General features: G+C 68.9%; 17 protein-coding genes. 6 read left to right on the top strand and 11 right to left on the bottom strand.

Going from position 1 to position 21,851, the window contains the following annotated elements; all coding sequences use genetic code 11:
• Positions 1-96: 96 nt before the first annotated feature.
• A complete protein-coding gene (eccCa, locus tag ACI2LY_RS08320; protein ID WP_404706511.1) occupies positions 97-4,062 on the top strand; it encodes a type VII secretion protein EccCa in 3,966 nt (1,321 codons plus the stop codon).
• A 103-nt stretch (positions 4,063-4,165) separates the two neighbouring features.
• Here the strand turns inward: eccCa and ACI2LY_RS08325 are convergent, their stop codons facing one another.
• From ACI2LY_RS08325 to ACI2LY_RS08345, 5 genes are all read right to left on the bottom strand, one after another.
• Positions 4,166-4,465 (bottom strand): WXG100 family type VII secretion target, encoded by a 300-nt coding sequence (locus tag ACI2LY_RS08325; protein ID WP_404706512.1) that lies wholly within the window; start codon positions 4,463-4,465, stop codon positions 4,166-4,168.
• Positions 4,466-4,528: 63 nt separating this feature from the next.
• Positions 4,529-4,876, bottom strand: a complete 348-nt coding sequence (locus ACI2LY_RS08330; protein WP_404706513.1) for a WXG100 family type VII secretion target — start codon at positions 4,874-4,876, stop codon at positions 4,529-4,531.
• Between the two features lie 135 nt (positions 4,877-5,011).
• Entirely contained in the window at positions 5,012-6,235 is a 1,224-nt protein-coding gene (locus tag ACI2LY_RS08335; RefSeq protein WP_404706514.1) for a S8 family serine peptidase, read from the bottom strand.
• Positions 6,236-6,325: 90 nt separating this feature from the next.
• On the bottom strand, positions 6,326-8,089 hold the full coding sequence (locus tag ACI2LY_RS08340) for a hypothetical protein (RefSeq protein ID WP_404706515.1): 1,764 nt from the start codon (positions 8,087-8,089) through the stop codon (positions 6,326-6,328).
• A 2-nt stretch (positions 8,090-8,091) separates the two neighbouring features.
• Positions 8,092-8,541, bottom strand: coding sequence for a hypothetical protein (locus ACI2LY_RS08345; protein ID WP_404706516.1), 450 nt, complete (start codon positions 8,539-8,541; stop codon positions 8,092-8,094).
• Between the two features lie 497 nt (positions 8,542-9,038).
• Between ACI2LY_RS08345 and ACI2LY_RS08350 the strand changes: the two genes are divergently transcribed.
• Positions 9,039-9,749: a hypothetical protein gene (locus tag ACI2LY_RS08350; RefSeq protein WP_404706517.1), complete on the top strand. Its 711-nt coding sequence runs from the start codon at positions 9,039-9,041 to the stop codon at positions 9,747-9,749.
• Between the two features lie 78 nt (positions 9,750-9,827).
• Here ACI2LY_RS08350 and ACI2LY_RS08355 read toward each other — a convergent pair whose 3' ends face one another.
• The 3 genes from ACI2LY_RS08355 to ACI2LY_RS08365 are packed head-to-tail and all read right to left on the bottom strand — an operon-like array spanning position 9,828 to position 11,976.
• Positions 9,828-10,343 carry a hypothetical protein gene (locus ACI2LY_RS08355; protein ID WP_404706518.1) on the bottom strand — a complete coding sequence of 172 codons (516 nt, stop codon included), beginning with the start codon at positions 10,341-10,343 and terminating at the stop codon, positions 9,828-9,830.
• Between the two features lie 35 nt (positions 10,344-10,378).
• A complete protein-coding gene (locus ACI2LY_RS08360) occupies positions 10,379-11,641 on the bottom strand; it encodes a putative T7SS-secreted protein (protein WP_404706519.1) in 1,263 nt (420 codons plus the stop codon).
• 29 nt (positions 11,642-11,670) lie between these two features.
• The gene (locus ACI2LY_RS08365) at positions 11,671-11,976 is read right to left on the bottom strand and encodes a hypothetical protein (protein ID WP_404706520.1); all 306 of its coding nucleotides are present in this window, start codon (positions 11,974-11,976) and stop codon (positions 11,671-11,673) included.
• A gap of 256 nt (positions 11,977-12,232) precedes the next feature.
• Here ACI2LY_RS08365 and ACI2LY_RS08370 point away from each other — a divergent pair, with 256 nt between their 5' ends.
• Positions 12,233-12,592, top strand: coding sequence for a DUF4333 domain-containing protein (locus ACI2LY_RS08370; protein ID WP_404706521.1), 360 nt, complete (start codon positions 12,233-12,235; stop codon positions 12,590-12,592).
• A 23-nt stretch (positions 12,593-12,615) separates the two neighbouring features.
• Here the strand turns inward: ACI2LY_RS08370 and mycP are convergent, their stop codons facing one another.
• Together mycP and eccB are read right to left on the bottom strand one after the other, a co-directional pair.
• On the bottom strand, positions 12,616-13,848 hold the full coding sequence (gene mycP / locus ACI2LY_RS08375; protein ID WP_404707286.1) for a type VII secretion-associated serine protease mycosin: 1,233 nt from the start codon (positions 13,846-13,848) through the stop codon (positions 12,616-12,618).
• Positions 13,849-13,893: 45 nt separating this feature from the next.
• A complete protein-coding gene (gene eccB, locus ACI2LY_RS08380; RefSeq protein ID WP_404706522.1) occupies positions 13,894-15,417 on the bottom strand; it encodes a type VII secretion protein EccB in 1,524 nt (507 codons plus the stop codon).
• A gap of 207 nt (positions 15,418-15,624) precedes the next feature.
• On the opposite strand from eccB, the gene eccE reads away from it, so the two are divergent.
• From eccE to ACI2LY_RS08395, 3 genes are all read left to right on the top strand, one after another.
• Entirely contained in the window at positions 15,625-16,983 is a 1,359-nt protein-coding gene (gene eccE / locus ACI2LY_RS08385; RefSeq protein WP_404706523.1) for a type VII secretion protein EccE, read from the top strand.
• Positions 16,983-17,747: a hypothetical protein gene (locus ACI2LY_RS08390; protein WP_404706524.1), complete on the top strand. Its 765-nt coding sequence runs from the start codon at positions 16,983-16,985 to the stop codon at positions 17,745-17,747. Before eccE ends, ACI2LY_RS08390 begins: the two co-directional genes overlap by 1 nt.
• 216 nt (positions 17,748-17,963) lie before the next feature.
• Positions 17,964-20,801 (top strand): SCO5717 family growth-regulating ATPase, encoded by a 2,838-nt coding sequence (locus ACI2LY_RS08395; RefSeq protein WP_404706525.1) that lies wholly within the window; start codon positions 17,964-17,966, stop codon positions 20,799-20,801.
• A 64-nt stretch (positions 20,802-20,865) separates the two neighbouring features.
• On the opposite strand, the gene ACI2LY_RS08400 is transcribed toward ACI2LY_RS08395, so the two are convergent.
• A complete protein-coding gene (locus tag ACI2LY_RS08400) occupies positions 20,866-21,813 on the bottom strand; it encodes a bifunctional riboflavin kinase/FAD synthetase (protein WP_404706526.1) in 948 nt (315 codons plus the stop codon).
• Between the last annotated feature and the right edge of the window lie 38 nt (positions 21,814-21,851).

A 21,851-nucleotide genomic window follows, 5' to 3' on the forward strand; every position in this document is an offset into this window, starting at 1 on the left:
GCGCGGTTGTCAGTAGGATCGCGCTTCGCGATCGACGTTCGCCTGGCACGGGGCGGCGAACGAAAAATCTCGGTCCGGCAAGGGAATTGGTGCGTAGTGAGCCACATCGTCGTCAAGCGCCCGCCGCGGGCACTGCCGAAGGAAGTGCCCACGGACGAGGTTCTGCTCGAGGCTCCGCCGGAACTGCCGCGGGGTCAGCAGGAAAGCGCCATGATGCAGCTCCTGCCCATGCTGGGCATGGGCGGATCGGTGGTGTTCTTCTTCAACCCGCAGGCCCAGCCCTTCATGAAGATCATGGGCATGGTCATGGTCGCGTCCACCGTCGCCATGGGCATCGCGATGCTGGTCCGCTATCGCAGGGGCAGCCAGGGCCAAGTGGCCGACATGCGCCGGGACTATCTGCGATACCTGTCGCAGACCCGCCGCGCCGCCCTGGAGACGGCTCGTGCCCAGCGCGACGCGCAGTACTACCTGCACCCTTCGCCGGAGCAACTGTGGGCGCTGGTCGCGGAGGGCAGTCGGGTGTGGGAACGCCGCACATCCGACGAGGATTTCGGGCAGATCCGCGTGGGTCTCGGCGTGCAGGCCCTCGCGACTCCGCTGTATCCGCCGCAGACAGCCCCGGTCGACGAACTGGAGCCCCTGACGGCGGGTGCCATGCAGCGGTTCCTGGCCACGCACAGCACGCTGGACGACCTGCCGATGGCCTTGTCGCTGCGTGCCTTCTACCACGTGACCATCAGCGGAGACCCGGCCGCGATGCGGGGCACCGCGCGGGCCCTCACCGCCTCGCTCGCCGCGTTGCACTCGCCCGACGACATGGTCATCGCGGTCGTCACCGGCCGTGCCTCGGCACCCGAGTGGGAGTGGGTCAAGTGGCTGCCCCACGCACAGGACATGAGCGTCTCCGACGGCGCGGGCAGCGTGCGCCTGCTCACCACCGACCCGATCGAGCTGGAGGACAGGCTCGCCGGCCGGCTCCAGGGTCGGCCGCGCTTCCATCCCGGCGGTCCGCCGGTCCCCGACCAGCCGCACGTGGTCGTCGTGCTCGACGGGGTGTCCCTGCCCCCCTCCTCGTTGCTCGCCAGCCCCGAAGGCATGCAGGGCGTGACGGTCCTGGAGGTCGTGCCCGGTGACCTCACCGCAGGCCGTGGCGAACTGTCCGTGGTCGTACAGAAGGGGGAGCTCAGCCTTGAGTCGGCGCAGGGGATGGTCTACGAAGGGAAGCCGGACACGCTGTCGTACGAGGCAGCGGAGGCGCTGGCCCGCCAGATGGCACCGCTGCGGATGGCTTCGGGTGGGGACGACGACCAGCCGCTGCTTGCCAACCTGGAGTTCACCGATCTGCTGAACCTGGGCGACGCGGCGTCCGTGGACCCGAAGCGGACCTGGCGCCCGCGCTCGCAGTCGGAGCGGCTGCGGGTGCCGATCGGACTCGGCGAGGACGGCCGTCCGGTGATGCTCGACCTCAAGGAGGCGGCGCAGGAAGGCATGGGCCCGCACGGACTGTGCGTCGGCGCGACCGGCTCCGGCAAGTCCGAGCTGCTGCGCACGCTGGTGCTCGGTCTGGCCGTCACCCACTCCTCCGAGACGCTGAACTTCGTCCTCGCCGACTTCAAGGGCGGCGCCACGTTCGCGGGCATGGCCCAGATGCCGCACGTGGCGGCCGTGATCACCAACCTCGCGGACGATCTGACCCTCGTCGACCGGATGGGCGACTCGATCCGGGGCGAGCTCAACCGCCGCCAAGAGATGCTCCGCGACGCGGGCAACTACGCGAACATCCACGACTACGAGAAGGCACGCGCGGCGGGCGCGGCGCTCCAGCCAATCCCCTCCCTCGTGCTGGTCATCGACGAGTTCAGCGAACTGCTCACCGCGAAGCCGGACTTCATCGAGATGTTCGTACAGATCGGCCGCATCGGCCGGTCGCTCGGTGTACATCTACTGCTGGCCTCGCAGCGATTGGAAGAGGGCCGCCTCCGCGGACTGGAGACCTATCTGTCGTACCGGATCGGTCTGCGGACGTTCTCCGCTGCCGAGTCGCGTGCCGCGCTGGGCGTTCCCGACGCCTACGAGCTGCCGAACGTCCCGGGTTCCGGCTTCCTGAAGTTCGGCACCGACGAGATGCTGCGGTTCAAGGCGGCGTACGTCTCCGGTGCGTACCAGTCGAGTTCGCAGCACGCCGCGGCCATCGGTGGCGCTCTGCCCGTGGACCGCAGGCCGGTCCTCTTCACGGCGTCCCCGGTGCCGGTGCGGTACGCGCCGGTGCCGCGGCAGCGCGAGGAGGAGCCGGAGGAGAAGAAGGACGACGCCCTCGCCGACACCGTGCTCGACGTGATCGTGCGGCGGCTCGAGGCTCAGGGCCCCTCCGCACACCAGGTGTGGCTGCCCCCGCTGGACAGCCCGCCCTCGCTGGACACCCTGCTCCCCGGTCTCGCCCCGGTGCCGGGCCGCGGCATGACGCAGCCGGGGTACGAGGGAGCGGGCCGGCTCGTCATCCCCGCCGGGCTCATCGACAAGCCGTACGAGCAGCGCCGTGATCCGCTCTGGGTCGATTTCGGCGGCGCGGCCGGCCATATGCAGATCATCGGCGGTCCGCAGTCCGGCAAGTCGACGCTGCTGCGTTCGATCATCGCCTCGTTCGCGCTCACCCACACACCCACCGAAGTGCAGTTCTACGGGCTCGACTTCGGTGGCGGCGGTATGGCCTCCCTGGCCGGTCTCCCCCATGTGGGCGGCGTGGCCTCGCGACTGGACCCCGAGAAGGTCCGGCGCACGGCGGCCGAGGTGTACGGCGTCATGAGCCGGCGCGAGGAGTACTTCCGGTCCGCCGGGATCTCGTCCATCGCGGAGTTCAGGTCCCGCCGCGCGCGCGGTGACATCTCGGTGGCCGACCAGCCCTGGGGCGACGTGTTCCTGGTGATCGACGGCTGGGGCAACTTCCGCTCGGACTACGAGAACTTGGAGCATCTGATCCTGGACATCGCGGCCCGCGGTCTGGGATTCGGCATCCACTTGATCCTCACAGCCTCCCGGTCCATGGAGGTCCGCGCGAACCTCAAGGACCATCTGATGAACCGCCTCGAACTGCGGCTCGGCGACCCCATGGACTCCGAGATCGACCGCAAGATCGCGGCCAACGTCCCCACGGGTGTGCCCGGTCGCGGTCAGACACCGCAGAAGCAGCACTTCATGGCCGCTGTTCCCCGGATCGACGGACTGTCCTCGGACACCGACCTGGCGGAGGCCACGACCGCGCTCGCGACGGAGGTCAGCCGACACTGGCAGGAGCCCGGCGCTCCGGAAGTGCGCCTGTTGCCCCGCGAGTTCCCCGCGGCTCACCTGCCGTCAGGCGACCGGTTCCCGGCGCAGGGCGTCTCCTTCGCCCTGGACGAGAATAATCTCGAGCCGGTCTTCGTGGACTTCGAACAGGACCCGTTCTTCCTGGTGTTCGGCGAGAGCGAGTCGGGCAAGTCGAACCTGCTGAAGCTCCTGATCAAGCGGATCACGGAGCGCTATGACGGCAAGAGCTGCAAGCTGTTCGTGGTCGACAACCGCCGCTCGCTGCTCGGGGTGACCCCGCCGTCCCACCTGGCGGAGTACATCCCCATGTCGAACCAGATGCAGCACCACATGGATGCCCTGGCCGACCTGATGCAGCGCCGCACCCCGACGGCCGACGTGACTGCCGAGCAGTTGCGGGAACGGAGTTGGTGGCGGGGCCCCACGGTGTACGTCGTCATCGACGACTACGACCTCGTGTCCACATCGAGCGGCAACCCGCTGGCGGGGCTGACTGAACTCCTGCCGTTCGCACGCGATGTCGGCGTCCGCTTCATCATCGCGCGGTCCACCGCGGGCGCCGGGCGGGCCGGTTACGAGTCCTTCATGCAGCGCATCAAGGAGCTCGGTGCCCAGGGCGTGGTCCTCGCGGGCGATTCCGGCGAGGGTGACCTGCTGGGTGGTGTGCGGCCGCGGCCGATGCCAGCGGGCCGGGGCACCTTCGTGTCGCGCAAGCAGGGCAAGCCGATGGTCCAGATCGGCCTGGAAGAGCAGTAGCCGCCGCCCTGGGCCGCCGAAACGGCCCAGGGCCCGGAACGGCAACAGGGTGGGCGCCTCCCGTGCGCGCCCACCCTGTGCCTGTACTGCGGCGAGTCTCTCCCTACAGGAAGTAGGAGGATGCCTTCTTGTCGCCTCCCATGTACGTACCGCCCGACTCGCCGACGACGTGGCCGATGCCGGTCAGGGCCTGGTGGATGTCCTTGGCTTCCTTGTCCCAACGGTGCAGCTTGTCGTTGAAGGTGCCCTGGGCCTGGCCCTCCCAGTACTGGAGGCTGCTCGCCACCATGGCCCTGAGTTCACTCAGATCGGTCTCGAGCTGCTGCGCCTCGTTTCCGATCTTGGTAGCGGCGAAGTCGAGCCCGTCATAAGTTACCGACAGACCCTCGTTGTTGTTGGCCATGCTCAATTGCCTCTTCTCGCTGGTGCGTGCCTATGGGCGTACTGCCGGGTTTCCCCGGTTCGCTCAGTAGGAGCTGAGGGCGGACGACGGGACCGTGGGCGCGCCGTCCTGGATGTCGATCTTGTTGACGGACGCGCGCACCTCGTCCTCCTTGCTGTCCTTGATCTGCCGCGTCGTGGTCATGGCGTCGACGACGTCACCGAGGATATTGCCGATGTTCTGCAACGACTGGTTGATCTCGGCCTGCTTCTTGTCGAAGGCGGCACGGCCGATGCCCTGCCACTGCCCCTCGAGGCCGTCGATCACGCCCTGAAGCGAGTGCACGCGCTTGCGGATGCCCTCGAACTTCTCGTACATCTTCTTCTGCAGGTCGACTACCGCTGCGTCTTCAAGCCGCTGCTTGTCAGCCATGTCAGTCCTTTCGCTGTGTGTCTCTCGGGGCCATGTGTCCCTGCCCACCGTCGTCCGGTACGGCGTACCGCGCGACGATGACCACGCTCTGAACGCTCTGGTCGCACCGCACAGGGCGGCGGACGACCGCCGAAGTCACCGGGCCCGCCGGGCCCGCGTGAACGCCGCGGCCGCGCCGCCGATCACCAGGACCGCGGCGACGGCACCGAGGGCGATCCAGAGGGTGTTGCCGCTGCCGCTCGACGATTCCACGCCGGGTACCGCGGCGGAGGTGCCTTTCGGGGGCTGCGACTGGGAGGGGGTGGAGGAAGTCGGGCTGGAGGAAGTCGGGGTGGAGGCCGACTTGGCCAGCACGTCTCCGCCGTTCTCCTTGGCGAGGGGGTCGACGGCCGCGGGACCGGGGTCGTAGTTCCTGTTCGCCAGCACGAGCCGCGGGCGTACCGCGCCGTAGCCGAGGTACGTGCTCGGATCCTTCTTCGGCCAACTCCGGCCGGCCGTGTCGATGAGGGCACGGGTGACCTGGTTCACGGTCCAGTCGGGGTGGGCGGACCAGATGAGGGCGGCGGAGGCGGAGGTGATGGCGGCTGCCGGGCTCGTACCGTGCACGTCGTCGCAGTACGCCTTGAAAGTCTCGTCGCACCAGCCCGGGAAATCCTGACCGGGCGCCGCGAAGTCCACGTAGCCCCCGGAGGAGGAGAACTTCGAGACCGAGCCTGCCTCGTCGGACGAACTGACTCCGACGACGTAGGGGAAGGCGGCCGGGTATCCGATGGTGTCGCCCGACTTCTCTCCGTCATTACCTACGGCGGCTATCAGCATCTTGCCCTTGGAGGCAGCGTATTTGATTGCCTCTTCCTCCTTGGAGCTCGGCCCCAACGCACCGAAGGACATGTTGATGATCTTCACGTCGGTGTCAGCAGCGGCACGAATCGCAGTTTCGGACTCAGGAGTCTTCCGCTCGTCCGCTGCTCCGTCCTTCATGCCTTCCAGCCTGATCCGAAAAGGAACGATCTTCGCCCCGGGAGCCAGGCCCTGCAAGCCGCCCTGTGAACCGGTTCCCGCGATCAGCTCCGCCATGGTCGTTCCGTGACCGCTGTAGTCAGCCGTGACACGGTAGGCGACCGACTTGGGTACTTCATCGGCCAGGACCTGACCTTTGAGTGAAGGGGTGTCAGCGTTCACTCCCGTGTCGATGACGGCGATCTTCACGCCTTTGCCGGTGCTGGTCTTCCACATCTGCTCGGCCTGCATGGGCTTGAGGTACCACTGCTTCGACTGCACATCAGCAGCGGCGGCGCTCGGAGCGAAGCCCACGGCCGCGACAGCCAGCACGCTTGCGACCGTACTGACGGCGCGCACTCGCTCACCGCGACGCGGTCTCTCGATCGCTATCCGCTCGGCTCGTCGGCCACTGCCTGACTTCATCGTGTTCGCTGTCCTCGCTCGCGCTCAGTCGACCACCGGCGGCATACCGCGCCGGTGCTTCTCCGACAGATGTGTCTCGTCGTCTTCGATCAGGTAGTCCGGCCGGGACGCTTCCTGCGTCTCATCATCACCGGACTTTTTCTTACGATTGCGGCCCACCAGTCCGGTACCGCCCTGCGTCATGCCGTTGCGCTCCGCGGCCGCAGTGGAAACACGGGCACCGGGGCGGCCAGTGACGGCTTCCGGGGAACCGGAGCGGGACCGGGAACCCGTCGCCCGTGATCCCGGCTTCGAGGCGGATTCGAGCGCGCCGAAGGAACCGCGCTGCCCCAGACCATTGGTCGCTGCGCGAGGATTCCTCGCTCCCTCGGCGCCGACCACCGTTCCCCGTGGAATCCTCGGCCCGCTCTTCGACGCACCTGCTCCACTCTGCGTGGGACGCCCCCCGACCACACCGTTGGACCGCGCTGCTCCAGTGTTCGGCATAGCGTTCGGGCGTCCGGTCGGCGAGCCGGGCGCCTGTGACGTGCCGCTGGCGGCTGCCCGCCCTGTCATGGGCGACTTCATACCGCTGTTGGGCCCGGATTGTCCGCTCGTCTTGGCTCGGCCCATCTGGTTGGCGGGGCCTTGTACGCCGGGGCGTGCGGAACCATTACCGAGAGCGTTGGAGGTCCCGCTACGCCGCTGGAAGGCCCGAGAGTCGCGTGGTCCAGTGTCTCCGTTGGTTCCGCGGACCGTTCCGCGACCTGGCGTCGGGAGGCCGAAACCACTGCCCGTCATGGGCTGCCCGTCACCTGCCGGATTCGCACTCGTGACAGACGGGGCATGAGGGGCGGAAGCTGTAGCGGGCGGAGGCAGTGTTCCGACGCTGTCGATGTTCGTCCCGACAGGCACATCAGCAGGCGAGATGTGGTGGCTCGCAGCCGTGTGCGGTGTCGGGCTCGCATCGGACACGTGCCCGGTGATGTGGCCGACCGCTGCCGAGCGGTGGGCAGTACCCGAGGTCTGGCCGTCGCCATTCCCTCCACCCGATCCGGTGACGGGTGCGACGGGGTCGGGAGCGAACTGCCGCCGAGGCTGCGGCACCCCCACATCCGGCATCGATGTGAACTCCGGCATCTTGTCCTCGGCGGGCAAGGACGCCAGTACCTCTTCGGAGACCGCGTAGTAGGAGGCCAGACGGTTCATCTGGTTGATGGCCTCTTGGCGGTTCTTCTCCACCTTGACGGCGGCTTCGTACCCGTCCTTGTCGGCTGTCTTCTCCGCAGCCGTGAAGTGCTCCGGACGTTTGCGGCCGGCCTGGGTGTCACGGGCCGGCATGGCGCCGCGGACTGAGGACAGGCCCACCGCGGCGGCCGTGATCTGGTCTCCCGCAGCACCGGCGAAGTCGCTCAGGTGGTGCGTGTTGGTGACGAGCTTGGCCCCCCACTTCCGGAACGCGTCTCCCGACTCACCGACCCAGTGCACCTGGTCGATGTGGCCGTCGAGCTCGTCCGCCGCGGCCTTGACCGCGTCACGCGCGTCCCACAGGGCCTTGCCGGAGGATTCGAGGTCCGCCGGATCGGTCTCCTCGACCAGGTCGATCATCTTGTTGAGGTCGAGATCGCGCTTGTCGAAGTCGGTCCGGCCGGAGACCGCGCGGCCGAAGGGAGTGGCGCCGAACGCCGCCTTGACCAGACCGTCGAGGAATCCGCCTCCCGGGCCGTCCTCGACCCCGCGGACCATGTCCGTGGCGGAGTTCTGCTGAGAGACGCGGCCCAGGTCGTCCTTGTGCTGCTTGTCGGTCATCGTCAGTACCTCGCGCCGGTGTTCTGACCGTTGGCGTGCTGCTGGCCGTTCTTCTTGTCCTGGGCCTCGCCGATCTGCGTCTGAATCGCCCAGAACCGCTGCCGCTGCTCCTCTTCGAGGTTGTCGAAGCCGCGGTGCGCGCCTTGGACCGCGATGCCTACGGCCTCGATCTGCAGGTGGAGACTCTTGGACAGGGACGTGAGTTCCGCGTGGACGCGGTGGTACTGCCGGTACAGACCATGGGCCTCGGGAAAGGCGCTCTCGCCGCCCGATGTGAGAGAGGAGGACTTGATCGTCTGGGCGCCGACCTTCGCGGGGGCGCCCGCGGACCCCTCAAGATCACGGAGCACGGCGTCGACCCGCTTCACGAACTTGTCCAGCGCCTCGCCACTGGCCTCCAGGTTCGCTGCCCTGGCGGCCGACACGCCCCCCACCATGTCTGCCGGAAGCACGACGTCCCTCCCCGTTTCCCCGTTCACCCCTCGGCCCGTACCAGGTCCCAGGGCTGGCCATCCACTCACCGTACGATCGCAAAGCGAGCCCGCGCCTCACAACGCGTTTACCACTCTAGTCACCCACTACAACGCGGCTAGTCCCGCTGTGTGTTAATTCAGTTACGGCACAAGGTCCAGCCGTGTCGATACTGCCCGGTTTGCCGCACTGGCTCGCAACTGCCGGACTCAAAGACCCGAATCATCCTGACATCCATGATCACTCTATCGAGCGTAGGAGCAGCGATGACCGCAGGCCGCTCACCCGTGACGTGCAGGCTCTCAATGCCTGGAGTCACGAGGGACGACCGACCTGAGCCGTTGGCACGTGACCTCCCGCACGCCAACCTCTTCACCAGACATTCACCTTGTCGGTGAGACGCAGGCACACTGCCCCAACTCCGAGTCCGCGATGCGCCCGCTGTCGGCAGCCCTTGCGTCGGCCATAGTCTGGAACCATGGAGAAATTGGTTCATGCACTGCCGGCGGTGGTGATGTTCATCCTTGTCGCAGGTATCTTCACTCTCGTCTTCACTGTGTCCAGCCGCGGACGCAGGAAAGATCGCCAAACCGGACAAGGGTACGTACAACTCGCTCGCGATGCCGCAGAGCGCGGGTGGACCTACGAAGCACGCACCAGGGGCCGGATCGACGGATATTCCGGGTTGCGACCGTTCCCCGCCTCGGGCTTGAACTTGACGGCCTGCCACTACACCACAGGGTTGTTTCGTGGTCGCGCGTTCAAGTGCTTCGAGTACCGCTTCATGAGCGCCACGTCCGGCACCGACGCCAACCGCCAGCCACAGCTCAGGTCCGTCTTCATCGTCGAAGCACCCGGCCCAGGTGCCTTCACGCAGATACTTCGACCCAACATGCTGGACCGCCTGTTCGATCGACGAGAGCGCACCCTGCTAGGCGAGCCGGCATTCGACAAGAGTTTTCGTGTCATCACCGATGATGAAGCATTCACTCAGAATGCCCTTCGCCATGGCTTGATGCCGTACCTGCTGACAGAGCCCTTGGCGGACAAGACATCGCTTCAGCTTCACGACGGCGAATTGTTCACCTGGTACACGGGCCCGCTGACACCTCAGATGATGGATGAGAAACTGTCATACCTGTGTGACGTCCTGGATCGTATCCCGGCGCATGTCTGGAGTTCCCCCTGAGAGAGGCGACTCTCACCTATGGGCAATGGCTTCGGGCCTGGTGAAGGACTCACCAGGCCCGAAGGGGGATCCGGCCGATCAGGCAGAGTCCGCCTCGGCCGGCCGTACCGTCCGCAGGAATGACTGAAAGTCTTCTACCACGTGGCCCAGTTGAGCCGACGTAGCGGTGAGGACGAGCTCGATGACCGCCCGCTTGGCCGGGTTCCTGATGTCCTCCATGCCTAGATAGACCTGACTCTGGCACAACTCCAGAGGTCGTCCCTTCAGCGTGGTGTGCAGACGCAGGTTCTGGACCACACCCGGAGAGTCGGTCAGACCAGGGATGTCCGCTGTTCCCGCCTCGTGCTTTTTCACGACCTCGACGGTCCCCGCCTGTCCGAGCCGGTGTACCGACTCCTCCGCGATCTGCCACATGGTGGCGGCATCATTCCTCATCTCCCCGGAGATGGTGATGTTCGCGGTGAAGCCCTGATCCACCGAAGTGGGGTGGAGCGCCACGAAAGCGACACCAGGCGCACCCACCTCATCCGGTGGGGCAGGCTGCCACCCCTCGGGCAGCGAGAACGAGATCTTGACCGGCAACTCGGCCGTCATGGCAAATCCATTTCCTTGATGAACACCGACTGGCTCTAGCCCCAGTCGGTTACCCAGTCGGCAGCGTCTCCGATCGTGTCGCCGACCTTGCCGGCGTCGATCGTGACATCGAACCCCACCTTGCCTCCGATACCCAGGCCCACCCCGAGATCGCCGCCGATGGTGAACTTGCCGTCCTTCATTCCCGCGTCCAGATTCGCACTGGCACCTGCTCCCGCCCATGCCTCCCCGTTGACGCCGGCACCCAGGCCACCGACATCGGCGCCGACAGAACCGGATGCCTTGGCACCCGCGAAGGCTTCCCCGCCCGCGTGCACCCCGTCCTTGCCGACGCCGACGTTCGCCGAGGCTTCGGCGCCCGCAAATGCCTTTCCTTCGGCTTGGACAGCCGCGGGCCCGTACTCGACACCGCCACTTGCCGAGGCTTGGGCCAAATAGGCGGTTCCCGAAGCACCCGCCTGCAGACGTCCGTTGGTGTAACTGGCTCCCGCGGTCCCGTCTACCCCCAGCAGAGATCCGCCCAGCTGGCCCTTGGCCTTGGCGTCCCCCCACTTTGCGTCGCGCTTGACTTCATCGGACCAGACATCGGCCTTGCCGGTCCACTCGGCGATCTTGACGTTGGTATTGGTCTTTCTACCGTCAGCAGCGGGATCCGGCTCACCGGCGCTGGCCGGCTTGTCCCGGACGAACCAGTTGCCGTTCTCGTCCTTGCCCCACTCTTTTTCTTTCCTGCCGGCCCTCCCCTCCGTGACCCAGTTCGTCGTTTCGTGCTGCCACCGGGTATGGGCGGTCTTGCCCATACCGTGCTCTTTGGCGGACTGCCACGCGTCAGTCCGTTGCCTGGCATCGGTCAGCCAACCCGGAGCATGAGAGGAACCCCCGGCCAACTCCTCGAGTTTCTTGGTCAGCTTCTCCGTCTCGGGCTTGAGTTGCTTCTGGGCATGCGAGAGGGTTGCCTCAGCGGCGTCGTGATCACCAGCATTCCATTGATGGATAGCCGTCGCAGCCTGCTTCTGCGCCCAGTCCAGTGTCGCGGCATACGACGTGACCGCTTGCGAGGCTCCCGACATGGCGTCAGATGCGAGATACCAGTTGGTCTTCTCTTTGGACAGGACGGGCCAGAAAGCCGCACTGGCCTGACCGGTCCACCCCGGGATCTTGAACTCGCGCAAGTCATCGCCGAGTTTGTCAAACTTCTTCGACCAACCAGTGAGGCTGGTGGCAAGCTCGTGCAACTTTCCGGTGTCGCCCGGCACGAGCTTCTTGGGGTCGTCAGTCCACCCCAGCGTGGTTCCCATTGATGCGGTTCCCCGTCTCTACACAGCCTCTAACGCAACTCTGACTTCACCGAGTCAACGGCCTCGCGGATCCGCTGATCCGTCGCCTGATAATCGCTGTCGGCGGAGTTCAGTCCATCCGCCAAATCCAGCGCACACTCGGTGAGGGTCTTGGCGCCGAGCTCCCAAGTGGCAGTGAACGTGACCAGGGCGGATGCAGCTTCCTCGTCTCCGAGCGCCTCCCCCTCTTCCGCCAAGTCCTTCAGCTTCAAGTCTTTGACCACTTCGAGGGATCCGAGGATGTCCCCCGCGCCCTTTTTCAGAACCCCTGGCGCAACGCCTAGATCGACCGACACGCGAAGATCGCCCCCTTTGGTCCAACACGGCTTGCGATAACGCACCTTGGCATCGAGGCCGCTCAGGCTAACACCAAGTCAGGTCATGAGCTTTGTGAGGATTATCCGTGCGGGAGGTGAAGGACTCATGGGATTGATTGGACCGAGAGGGCTGGGTCTCTGAGCTCAACTCGGCGGACAACTCCCACCATCTGGCCAGACCGGTGTTGCCGTTATGCTTCGCCCATCCCAGGTCTCGACCCAAACGGAGTCAAGCATGTTCACAGCCCGCCCAGCTCTGGCAGTGTGGAGCCTTTCCGCCCTTACCGTCGGCGCGCTGCTCACCGGTTGCTCGGCCTCCGTTCACGCGGGGAAGACGAGTGAGGAGCCGAAGATTTCCTCGGGCAAGCTGGCCGACACCGTCGCCGAGCGGCTGGCCGCGCAGACGGGGCAGCCCAAGCCGGATGTCTCCTGCCCCGAGGACCTGGTCGGCAAGGTCGGCACCAAGACCCGCTGTGTGCTCACCGCGAGCGACAAGAGCACCGTCGGGGTCACCGTGACCGTCACCTCGGTCAAGGACAGCCAGATCGGCTTCGGCATCAAGGCCGACGACAAGGTGAGCCCGGCTCCCCAGTAGACGCGGTGACGTGGGTGGTGGTGTCAACGCCGGCGCCTCGCGTCCCGCACGGCCTTCGCTCCGCCGCTCAGCGCGGCCACCACGAGCAGGCCGGCGACCAGGGTGTACGTCGCCATGCGGGTGTTCCGCTCCTCGGTCGTCTCACCGAAGCGCACGGGCGAGACCGACGGCGCCTCTCCCCTGGTGACTCCGTGCTCCGGCCGAGGTGACTGGACGGGGTGCGCCGGGTCCACGTCCGTGAGCGCCTTCACGGGGTCCACCACACCCCACCCCACGAGCCGGTCGTACCCCGGAATCGAGCGCTCCGCGGACTGTTCGATCTGGGCCACGATCTGCTGGGCCGTCCAGTGGGGGTACTTGGCCTTCAGCAGGGCGGCGACGCCCGCGACGTACGGCGCGGAGAAGCTCGTGCCGTTGTCCGAGCAGTGACCGCCGCCCGGGACCGTCGAGATCATGTCGACACCCGGGGCGGCAACGCCCACGAAGTAGCCCGCCTGGGAGAAGGTCGCCCGTTCGTTGTTGCGATCGGACGCGGCCACCGCCAGAACGCCCGGATACGAGGCGGGGTAGGTCACCTTGACGTTGCCGCCGAGGCCGTCGTTGCCGGCCGAGGCCACGACCACCACGTCGTGGGCAAGGGCGTAGTCGACGGCGGTCTTCAGGGCGGGGCCGCCCGTGACCGCGTTACTCGTGTCCTGGGAGATGTTGATGACATCCGCGCCTGCCCCGACCGCGTAGCGGATCGCCGAGGCCAGCGTGAGCGTCGTGCCGACGCCTTCGGCGTCGTTCTGCTTGATGGGAATGATCGTCGCGTCCGGGGCCAGCCCCACGAAGCCGGTGCCCTTGGCCGGGCGCGCCGCGATGATGCCCGCAACGCGTGTTCCGTGTCCGACCGTGTCGGTGGTGCCCGAGCTGTTACCCCGGTCCACCGCCTCACCCTTGGCGTCCTTGGCGGGCAGCGTGTTCTTGCCCCGGGCCACGTCCACCGCGCCGGTGAGCTGGGGGTTCTTGACGTCGACGCCAGTGTCGATCACGGCGACCCGCACACCCTTGCCCGTGGACTGCGCCCAGAGCGCGTCGAGGTTCACACGCTGGAGCGACCACGGCCGCTCCGCGTACTTCTTCGACGGAAACGTGCACTGCCCGTCGTCGGCGTGGGCGAGGGGAGTCGGGAGGACGACCGTGGCCGCCACGGTGAGCAGCGCTCCGGCGAGGGCCGTGGGCGCCCGGACGGCGGATGACGCGACGCGGGTCATGTGGTTCCTGGCCTTCAACATCGGTCCGTTCTCCTACGCCCGCGCTCACGAGCCCTGGGGCTGGCGTGCCGCCGCCTCCGACAGGCGCGGGCCCGTCGGCAGGAACGTCGACCACTCCACGGGGATGGGCGCGAGCTTGACGTCCTCGTAACCGAGGCGCTTCTGGGCGATCTTCGCCTCGTTCATCTGCTCCTTGCGCTGCTCGGCGGAGGTTCCGATGCCCTGGTCGTCTGTAGTGCTGTCGTTGTTGGACTGGAGGGCGTAGCGCAGGCCGGTGTCGGTGACGAGGAAGGCCCCGCCGACCTCGGTCTCGGTGCCCTGATACTGCCGGTAGAGCTGCCCGGAGCCCGGGGTCACGTATCCGCTGGAGGAGCCGGTGGGCAACTGCACCGGGAAGTCGTTGCCCGCCATGGTCGAGAGGGAGGTCCTGCCGTCGCCGTCGACCGAACGCAGCACGTTGCAGAGGGTGCTGCGGCCGCTGGTGGCGCTCGAGCCGTCGTTCACCGTCTTCGGCTTGTACGCGGGCCAGTTCCGGTCGCTGTCGAACGTGCTGCTGTCGGCCACCGCGCCGGGGCTCACCTGCTGTGCCTCACCCGCCTGGCCGACGCGCACGAGTTCGCCGCTGTTGAGCAGGAGCGTGGCGGTGAACTCGGAGATGCGGGCGACCTTCCCCGGCAGTACGACGTAGTACTGCATCGCCCGGCCGTCGTACGCCTTGATGACCTCGCCGACCTTGTCGTACTGCTCGAGCAGGTCGGAGGCGTTGGCCTTCGCGCCCGGTGTGCCGGGGATCTTGGGAACGGCGATCGGGTCACCCTTGTGGAAGGTGGCCAGCCACTCCTGGGAGACGCGCTGCGGCGCCCGTCCATGCGTGTCGAGCGCCTTGAGCAGCTCGGCGTCGCCCGGGTCGGCGATCTGGTACGCGGTGCCGCCGGCGTCGACGATGTACGGCGTCCTGCCGTCCGGGCCGACGACGTACATCAGGTCGCCACGCGCCAGCCGCTCGGCGCCCTCGGTCCTGGCCCACTCCTTCTTGGCGAGGACGAACGCCGCCTTCTGGATGGCTCGTCCCCCCTGACCCGGCCGCTCGCAGACCAGCCAGCGCTTGGCGGCTTCGGCGTCGCCCGGGGAGGGCAGTCTGTCGGGAGCGTAGGGGATGCCGATGGTGGCGCCGTGGGGAGGCTTGCCACTGTCGAGGACCTTCTCGTCCACGGTGATGACGTCGCCCTTACCGGGGTCCAGAAGGAGCTTGGCCGAGGCCATGTTGAGGACCGGATGGAGCTGCTTCTGGCTGCCGGTCTTGAGGACCACGTACCGGGTCGTCGAATCACTCGCGACGATGACGTGCTCCTCCGCGGTGTCCCACCCCTTCGGTGCCGTCGGACTGAACAACCCGACGGCACCGAACACCGCCAGGATCACCACGCCGACCACGAGCCCGGGCACCAACGCGCCCATCGGCTTGGGCGCTTCCTCCTCGGAACCTGAGGGAGACGGCCGCAGGAAGGACGCGAGGGTGCGACGCTTCGCGAAGGTGTAGGCGTTGAGTTGATCCCGCTGTGATGCCATCTGTGTCCGCTCTCTCCCCGTTGCGGAGCCATGATGGGGGACCTGTGAAGATCCGGCCCCCGACCTCGTTGCCTTCGGTGTCCCGGCTGTCAGACTCCGCCCCTACTATGCCTGTTGCGTGGACCTGCTCGTGGCACGGGTAGGGTGCTCTGGGCTCGAGGACACCGGAGCGCATGGTTTTCGGGAAGGTTCGGGGGTTTTGAAGTGATGGCTTCCGCAACGCGCGGCCGGTCGCGATCGCAATCGGGGTCACGATCTGATGTGGTCGGCGGTCCGGGTGTCCGGGAGACTCCCTCGCCCCGGCGGGATGCCACCGCCCGTCATGGGGTCTTCACCCCGTACCAGCGGTCGGGTTCGGGGCGTGGCGGTTCGTTCGCGGTGCGACGGCTGGTGCTGCTGGAGATCGCGGGTGCGCTCCTGGTCTGCGGCTGGCTCCTGGGGACGGTCGCGCTCATCGTTGCCGCGGTGCTCGCCACGGTCGCGGTACTGCTGGCCGTCGTTCGGCGCAGGGGACGTTCGCTTCCGGAGTGGCTGGGCAGCGTGCTGGCTCTGCGGGCACGCACCCGACGCGGCGCGAACACGCCGGTGCCACCGGGGACCGACTCCTCCCTCGCCCCCGCCGTGGAGTGCGCACCGGCCCTGCGCACCTACAGCTACAGCCGTGGTGATGACCGCGACCAGCGACCGATCGGCATGGTGGGCGACGGCGGGTTCCTCACCGCCCTGCTCCAGGTGGAGTCGGACTCGGACTCACTGCGCGCCGAGCACAGCGGCGCGTCTCTGCCAGTCGCCCTGCTGCGCGATGTCCTCGACGTCGACGGCATCGTGCTGGAGTCCGCCCAGGTCGTCGTGCACACCCAGCCCGCGCCCGCTCTCCACCTCCCCCAGCAGTCGGTGGTCGTGACGAACTACGCGCCGTTGCAGGCTCAGACCGGTTCACCCGCGGTACGCATCACCTGGATCGCTCTGAAGCTCGACCCGGAGCTGTGCCCGGAGGCGGTCGCCGCACGCGGGGGCGGACTGCTGGGCGCGCAGAAGTGCCTGACGCGTTCGGCCCAGCACCTGTCGAGCCGGCTGACGGGTGCCGGGCTCCGCGCGACCGTGCTCACCGAGGAGGAGTTGACGGCCGCCATCGCCACCTCCGCGTGCGCCAACCCGATCGTGACGGCCCAGGCGGCTCAGGCCGGCCGGGACGAGACGCCCGTGCGCCGTACCGAGGAGTCGAGCCGCAGTTGGCGCTGCGACAACCGTCGGCACACCTCCTACTGGGTGCGCCGGTGGCCGCAACTCGGCGATCGTGACGGCTCGCTGGCCCGACTGGTGGCCCAGCTGACGGCGGTGCCCGCCCTGGCGACGACCTTCAGCCTCACCCTCGCCACGGGCTCCCAGCAGGACGTGAGCATCACGGGGCATATCCGGATCACCGGGCGCAGCAAGCAGGAACTGACCGACGCGCGGCGCGACGTGGAGCGGATCGCCCGCACCGCGCGGGTCGGCCTCGCCCGTCTGGACCGGGAACAACTGGCCGGGGTCCTGGCCACTCTGCCGCTCGGGGGTGCTCGCTGATGACCGATCCGAACGCGTCCGGCACGCTGGACGACACCGCCTCCGCGCCCCGGTTCGGCGCGAAGCTGCGCACCGGCTTCGGCCTGCTGGGCCCCCGCCATCCGCGTCACGCCCTGCCGGTGGAGTACGCGGACACCCTGACCCTTCCCATCGGGGACGACGGGGTGGTGGCCGGGGTGGACACCGAGGGGCGGCCTGCGGTGTTGGGCGTCAACCGGCCCACTCCGTACGACGTGGTGCTGATCGGCGGGCTGTGGACGGCCCAGGTGCTGGCGCTGCGCACGGCGGCGACGGGCGCGCGGGTCGCGGTGGAGACCGGTCGGCCGCAGGCGTGGATGCAGATGGTGCATGCCATGGGCGGCGGGCAGAACGGGCTCTCGGTGTACGACGTGGGCCGGGTGCCGCCGCAGGGCGCGTCCGCGGGCACGCCGGTGCTGGTGGTGCGGGACTGCGGGATGCGGCCGCCGCGCGGGCGGGTGGCGACGGGGCCCTGGCAGTCGGTGGTGACGCTGCTGCCGTATCTCTCCCCGGTCGCGCCCCGGTTGCTGCGGCAGGCGCGGCTCACCGGCATCCAGCGGGTCTCGCCGGACGAGGCGGCCGAGTTGGGGCGCACGGTGGGGCTGTCGCGGGCCGAGGTGGAGTCGCTGCCGGGGCTGCCCGACGGCGTCACCCTGTGGTGCACCGACCGGGACCGGCAGTATGTGCTCACCCAGCCCACCGACGCCGAGATCGGATTGCTGGGCAACCCGCGCCGGATGGACTGAACCGACCTTTCCCGCCCGCTTTGTTCGCTTTTTGGGCGTTCCGAGGACGAACCGGGCCTGCCGGGGTGGGGCTCGTGGTGATTAGGCTGGGAGCGGGCGCGTTGCCGAAACCTGTGGACGGGCGCCGTCCCTGGGGGAGGACCGGTGGGCCGGGCTGTCGTTCTACCCGGTCGCCCCGGCACGCGATGAAAGTGCTCGACCACACCAGGAGGAACTGTGAGCAGCGATCGGGACGGTATGCGCGGGGGCTGGGCCACACCCGACGACGACCAGCCCGACGCGGAGTCGGCCGTCGAGAACACGGGCGAGTTCACCATCGACTACGCGCCGCCCGCCTGGTACACGCAGAACGCGTCGTCGTCCGGCGCGGGTGCCTCCGGCGGTTCCGCGGGTGACGGTACGCACGGTTCCGGTGAGCCCGCCGCGGCACCGGTGCCGCCGTTCCCCACGGCGCCGCCCGCGCCCGGTGCGCCGTTCACCCCGCCTCCCCCGGTGGGTGGTCCCGGTGCGCCGTACGCCCCGTCCGTGCCCTCCGCGCCGGTCGGCAACCCGGCGCCGGTGCCGCAGCTTCCTACGGGGTTCGAGGCGCAGCGGGCCGAGGGCGCCCCGGCGGCCGCTCCGGAACCGGAGCCGGAGAACGGGGACTTGGAGTCCGGCGCCACCATGCGCTTCTCCGCCGCCGCGCTGAAGCGGGAGATCGCGGAGCGCGAGGCGGCCGAGGACGGGACGGCGGACAGCGGGGACGAGGACGGCGAGAGTGCGCCCGGCGCGGACTCTGACGCAGTCCCTGCCGCTGCCGCTACCTCTGCCGAGGACAGTGACGACGAGCCGAGCGCCGCCGCCGAGACCGAGGACGAGGAGAGCGCGGCCGAGGCGGAGTCCGCCCAGGACGAGCACTCCGAGGACGACGCCGAGCAGGACGCCCCCGAGTCCTCCCCCGAGCAGGAGGCCGAGGCCCCGGAGGCCGACGCTGAGCGCGAGGACGCCCCGGAGGCCCCGGCCGCCGAGCCCGCCTCCGCCGAGGCTCCCGCCGCCGAAGCGCCCGCCGCCTGGACTCCCCCGCCCGTCCCGCAGCAGGGCGTCCCCCCGCTGCCCCCGTCGTACCAGCCCGCCGCGCCCGCCCCGGCGGCGCAGTGGCCCGCGCAGGCCGGTCCCATGCCGGGTCAGCCGCCGCACGCGCCCGCGCAGGGCCAGGCACCGGTGCCCCCGCAGCAGCCGCCGCACCCGCCCCAGCCCGCACCCGCCGCCTGGGACCAGTCCGGCACTCCCGCGCAGCCCACGGGCGCCAACCCGCCGGCTCCCCCGCCCGGTTACGGTTTCCCGCCCCAGCAGAGCGCCCAGCAGCCGCCCCCGCCCGCCCAGGCGCCGGGCTACGGCTTCCCGAACCAGGCCCAGCCCAACCCGCCCACCCAGCAGCCCGGTTACGGCTTCCCACCCCAGCAGGGCGCACCTCAGCAGCCCCCGGCAGGACCCACCCCGCCCCCCGGCTACGCCTTCCCGCAGCAGCAGACCACCTCCCCGCAGCCCCCGGCGGACCCGGCCCAGCCGCCCTCGTACGGTTTCCCGCGGCAGCAGGGCGCGCCCCAACAGCCCCCGGCCGGGCCCACCCCGCCGCCGGGCTACGGCTTCCCGCCCCAGCAGGGCGCACCTCAGCAGCCCCCGGCAGGCCCCACCCCGCCCCCGGGCTACGGCTTCCCCCAGCAGCAGACCGACTCCCCGCAGCCGCCCAACCCCCCGGCCGCGCCGACCGGTTACGGCTTCCCGCAGGGGCCGGAGGGGCAGGCGCCCGACCCGCGGGCCGGTGCCGCGTGGCCGCAGCCGTTGCAGCACGACCAGCGGCAGCAGACGCATCCCGGTGCCGCCCCGCTGGGCTACACGGCGGCCGTGGAGCTGTCCTCCGACCGGCTGCTGAACAACAAGCGGCAGAAGACGCGCAGCGGACGCCCCGCGGCGGCCGCGGCCCGGTTCAAGCTGGGCGGCAAGAAGGAGGAGGCGGAGCGGCAGCGCAAGCTGGAGCTGATCCGCACCCCGGTGCTGTCCTGCTACCGGATAGCGGTGATCAGCCTCAAGGGCGGGGTCGGCAAGACGACCACGACCACCGCGCTGGGTTCCACCCTGGCCTCCGAGCGGCAGGACAAGATCCTCGCCATCGACGCCAACCCGGACGCGGGCACCCTCGGCCGCCGGGTGCGCCGGGAGACCGGCGCGACCATCCGGGACCTGGTGCAGGCGATCCCGCATCTGAACTCGTACATGGACATCCGGCGGTTCACCTCGCAGGCGCCCTCCGGTCTGGAGATCATCGCCAACGACGTCGACCCGGCCGTCTCGACCACGTTCAACGACGAGGACTACCGGCGCGCGATCGACGTGCTCGGCAGGCAGTACCCGGTCATCCTGACCGACTCCGGCACCGGTCTGCTGTACAGCGCGATGCGCGGGGTGCTGGACCTCGCCGACCAGCTGATCATCATCTCCACCCCCTCGGTCGACGGCGCGAGCAGCGCCAGCACCACGCTGGACTGGCTGTCCGCGCACGGCTACGCCGACCTGGTCTCCCGGTCGATCACGGTCATCTCCGGGGTCCGCGAGACCGGCAAGATGATCAAGGTCGATGACATCGTGTCGCACTTCGAGCAGCGGTGCCGGGGTGTGGTCGTGGTGCCGTTCGACGAGCATCTGTCGGCCGGTGCCGAGGTGAACCTCGACATGATGCGCCCGAAGGTGCGGGACGCGTACTTCACGCTCGCGGCGATGGTGGCCGAGGACTTCGTACGGCATCAGCAGGCGCACGGGCTGTGGACCAGGGACGGGAACCCGCCGCCGGTCGCGGCGCCGCCGATGCCGGGGCAGCAGGGTGTGGGGCAGCCGTACCCGCCGCAGGCACCTCCGCAGCAGCCCGGCCAGCCGTTCGTACCGGGGCAGCAGCAGTACCCGCCCCAGCAGCCGTATCCGCAGCAGCACCCTCAGGGCCAGCCGTACCCGCAGCAGCCCGGCCACCCCCAGCAGTACCCGCCGTACCCGGGACCGCCGCAGGCTCCCCCGCAGCAGTAGCGGCAGACAGCGAAGGGCGGCCGGTGCTCAGTGCACCGGCCGCCCTTTCACGTAAACCAAGGAACTACGCGTCCGCGGCCACGATCTCCCGGCACCGCTCCACATCCGCGCCCATCTGCTCCAGCAGGCCCTCCAGCGAGTCGAACTTCGCCTGGCCGCGCACATAGGCGAGGAACTCGACGGCGACGTGCAGCCCGTACAGGTCGAGGCCGACGCGGTCGATGGCGTACGCCTCCACCGTGCGCTCGGTGCCGTCGAACTGCGGGTTGGTACCGACCGAGATCGCGGCGGGCATCACCTCGCCCTGGGCGCGCAGATACCCGGCGTAGACGCCGTCGGCGGGGATGGCGGTGTGCGGCAGGGTCTCCACGTTGGCCGTGGGGAAGCCGAGCTCGCGGCCGCGCTGGGCGCCCCGGACCACCACGCCCTCCACCCGGTGCGGGCGGCCCAGGATCTCGCGGGCCCCGGCGACATCGCCCTCGGCGATCAGGTTGCGGGTCAGCGTGGACGAGAACGGCTTGCCGCCGCCCGCCTCACCGGTGACGTACAGGTCGACGATCTCCACCTCGAAGTCGTAGACCCGGCCCTGCTCGGCGAGGAAGTCCACGGTGCCTGCCGCGCGGTGCCCGAAGCGGAAGTTCGGGCCCTCCACGACGGCCTTGGCGTGCAGCTTGTCGACCAGGACCTTGACGACGAAGTCGGCCGGGGACAGCTGCGAGAACTCGGTGGTGAAGGGCAGTACGAGCACCGCGTCCACCCCGAGGTCCGCCATCAGTTCGCAGCGGCGCGGGTGCGGGGCGAGCAGCGGGGGGTGGCTGCCGGGGCGCACGACCTCGCTGGGGTGCGGGTCGAAGGTGACCACGACGGCCGGGACGCCCAGCTTGCGGGCGCGGTCGACGGCGTGCTCGATGATCAACTGGTGGCCGCGGTGGACACCGTCGTAGGACCCGATGGTGACGACGCTGCGCCCCCAGTCCTGAGGGATGTCCTCCAAGCCACGCCAGCGCTGCACTGTGACCGCTCCTCGAACCCGTGTCCGTGTCTGACTCT

It is taken from the genome of Streptomyces sp. NPDC002176 (assembly GCF_044903645.1).
Lineage (GTDB): Bacteria > Actinomycetota > Actinomycetes > Streptomycetales > Streptomycetaceae > Streptomyces.

Bases quoted from the DNA above. Each gene is read 5' to 3' on its own strand.
- ACI2LY_RS08330 (WP_404706513.1), bottom strand. From the start codon at position 4,876: ATGGCTGACAAGCAGCGGCTTGAAGACGCAGCGGTAGTCGACCTGCAG.
- eccE (WP_404706523.1), top strand. From the start codon at position 15,625: ATGGCTTCCGCAACGCGCGGCCGGTCGCGATCGCAATCGGGGTCACGA.
- ACI2LY_RS08390 (WP_404706524.1), top strand. From the start codon at position 16,983: ATGACCGATCCGAACGCGTCCGGCACGCTGGACGACACCGCCTCCGCG.
- ACI2LY_RS08370 (WP_404706521.1), top strand. From the start codon at position 12,233: ATGTTCACAGCCCGCCCAGCTCTGGCAGTGTGGAGCCTTTCCGCCCTT.
- ACI2LY_RS08325 (WP_404706512.1), bottom strand. From the start codon at position 4,465: ATGGCCAACAACAACGAGGGTCTGTCGGTAACTTATGACGGGCTCGAC.
- ACI2LY_RS08350 (WP_404706517.1), top strand. From the start codon at position 9,039: ATGGAGAAATTGGTTCATGCACTGCCGGCGGTGGTGATGTTCATCCTT.
- mycP (WP_404707286.1), bottom strand. From the start codon at position 13,848: ATGACCCGCGTCGCGTCATCCGCCGTCCGGGCGCCCACGGCCCTCGCC.
- ACI2LY_RS08355 (WP_404706518.1), bottom strand. From the start codon at position 10,343: ATGACGGCCGAGTTGCCGGTCAAGATCTCGTTCTCGCTGCCCGAGGGG.
- ACI2LY_RS08360 (WP_404706519.1), bottom strand. From the start codon at position 11,641: ATGGGAACCACGCTGGGGTGGACTGACGACCCCAAGAAGCTCGTGCCG.
- ACI2LY_RS08340 (WP_404706515.1), bottom strand. From the start codon at position 8,089: ATGACCGACAAGCAGCACAAGGACGACCTGGGCCGCGTCTCTCAGCAG.
- eccB (WP_404706522.1), bottom strand. From the start codon at position 15,417: ATGGCATCACAGCGGGATCAACTCAACGCCTACACCTTCGCGAAGCGT.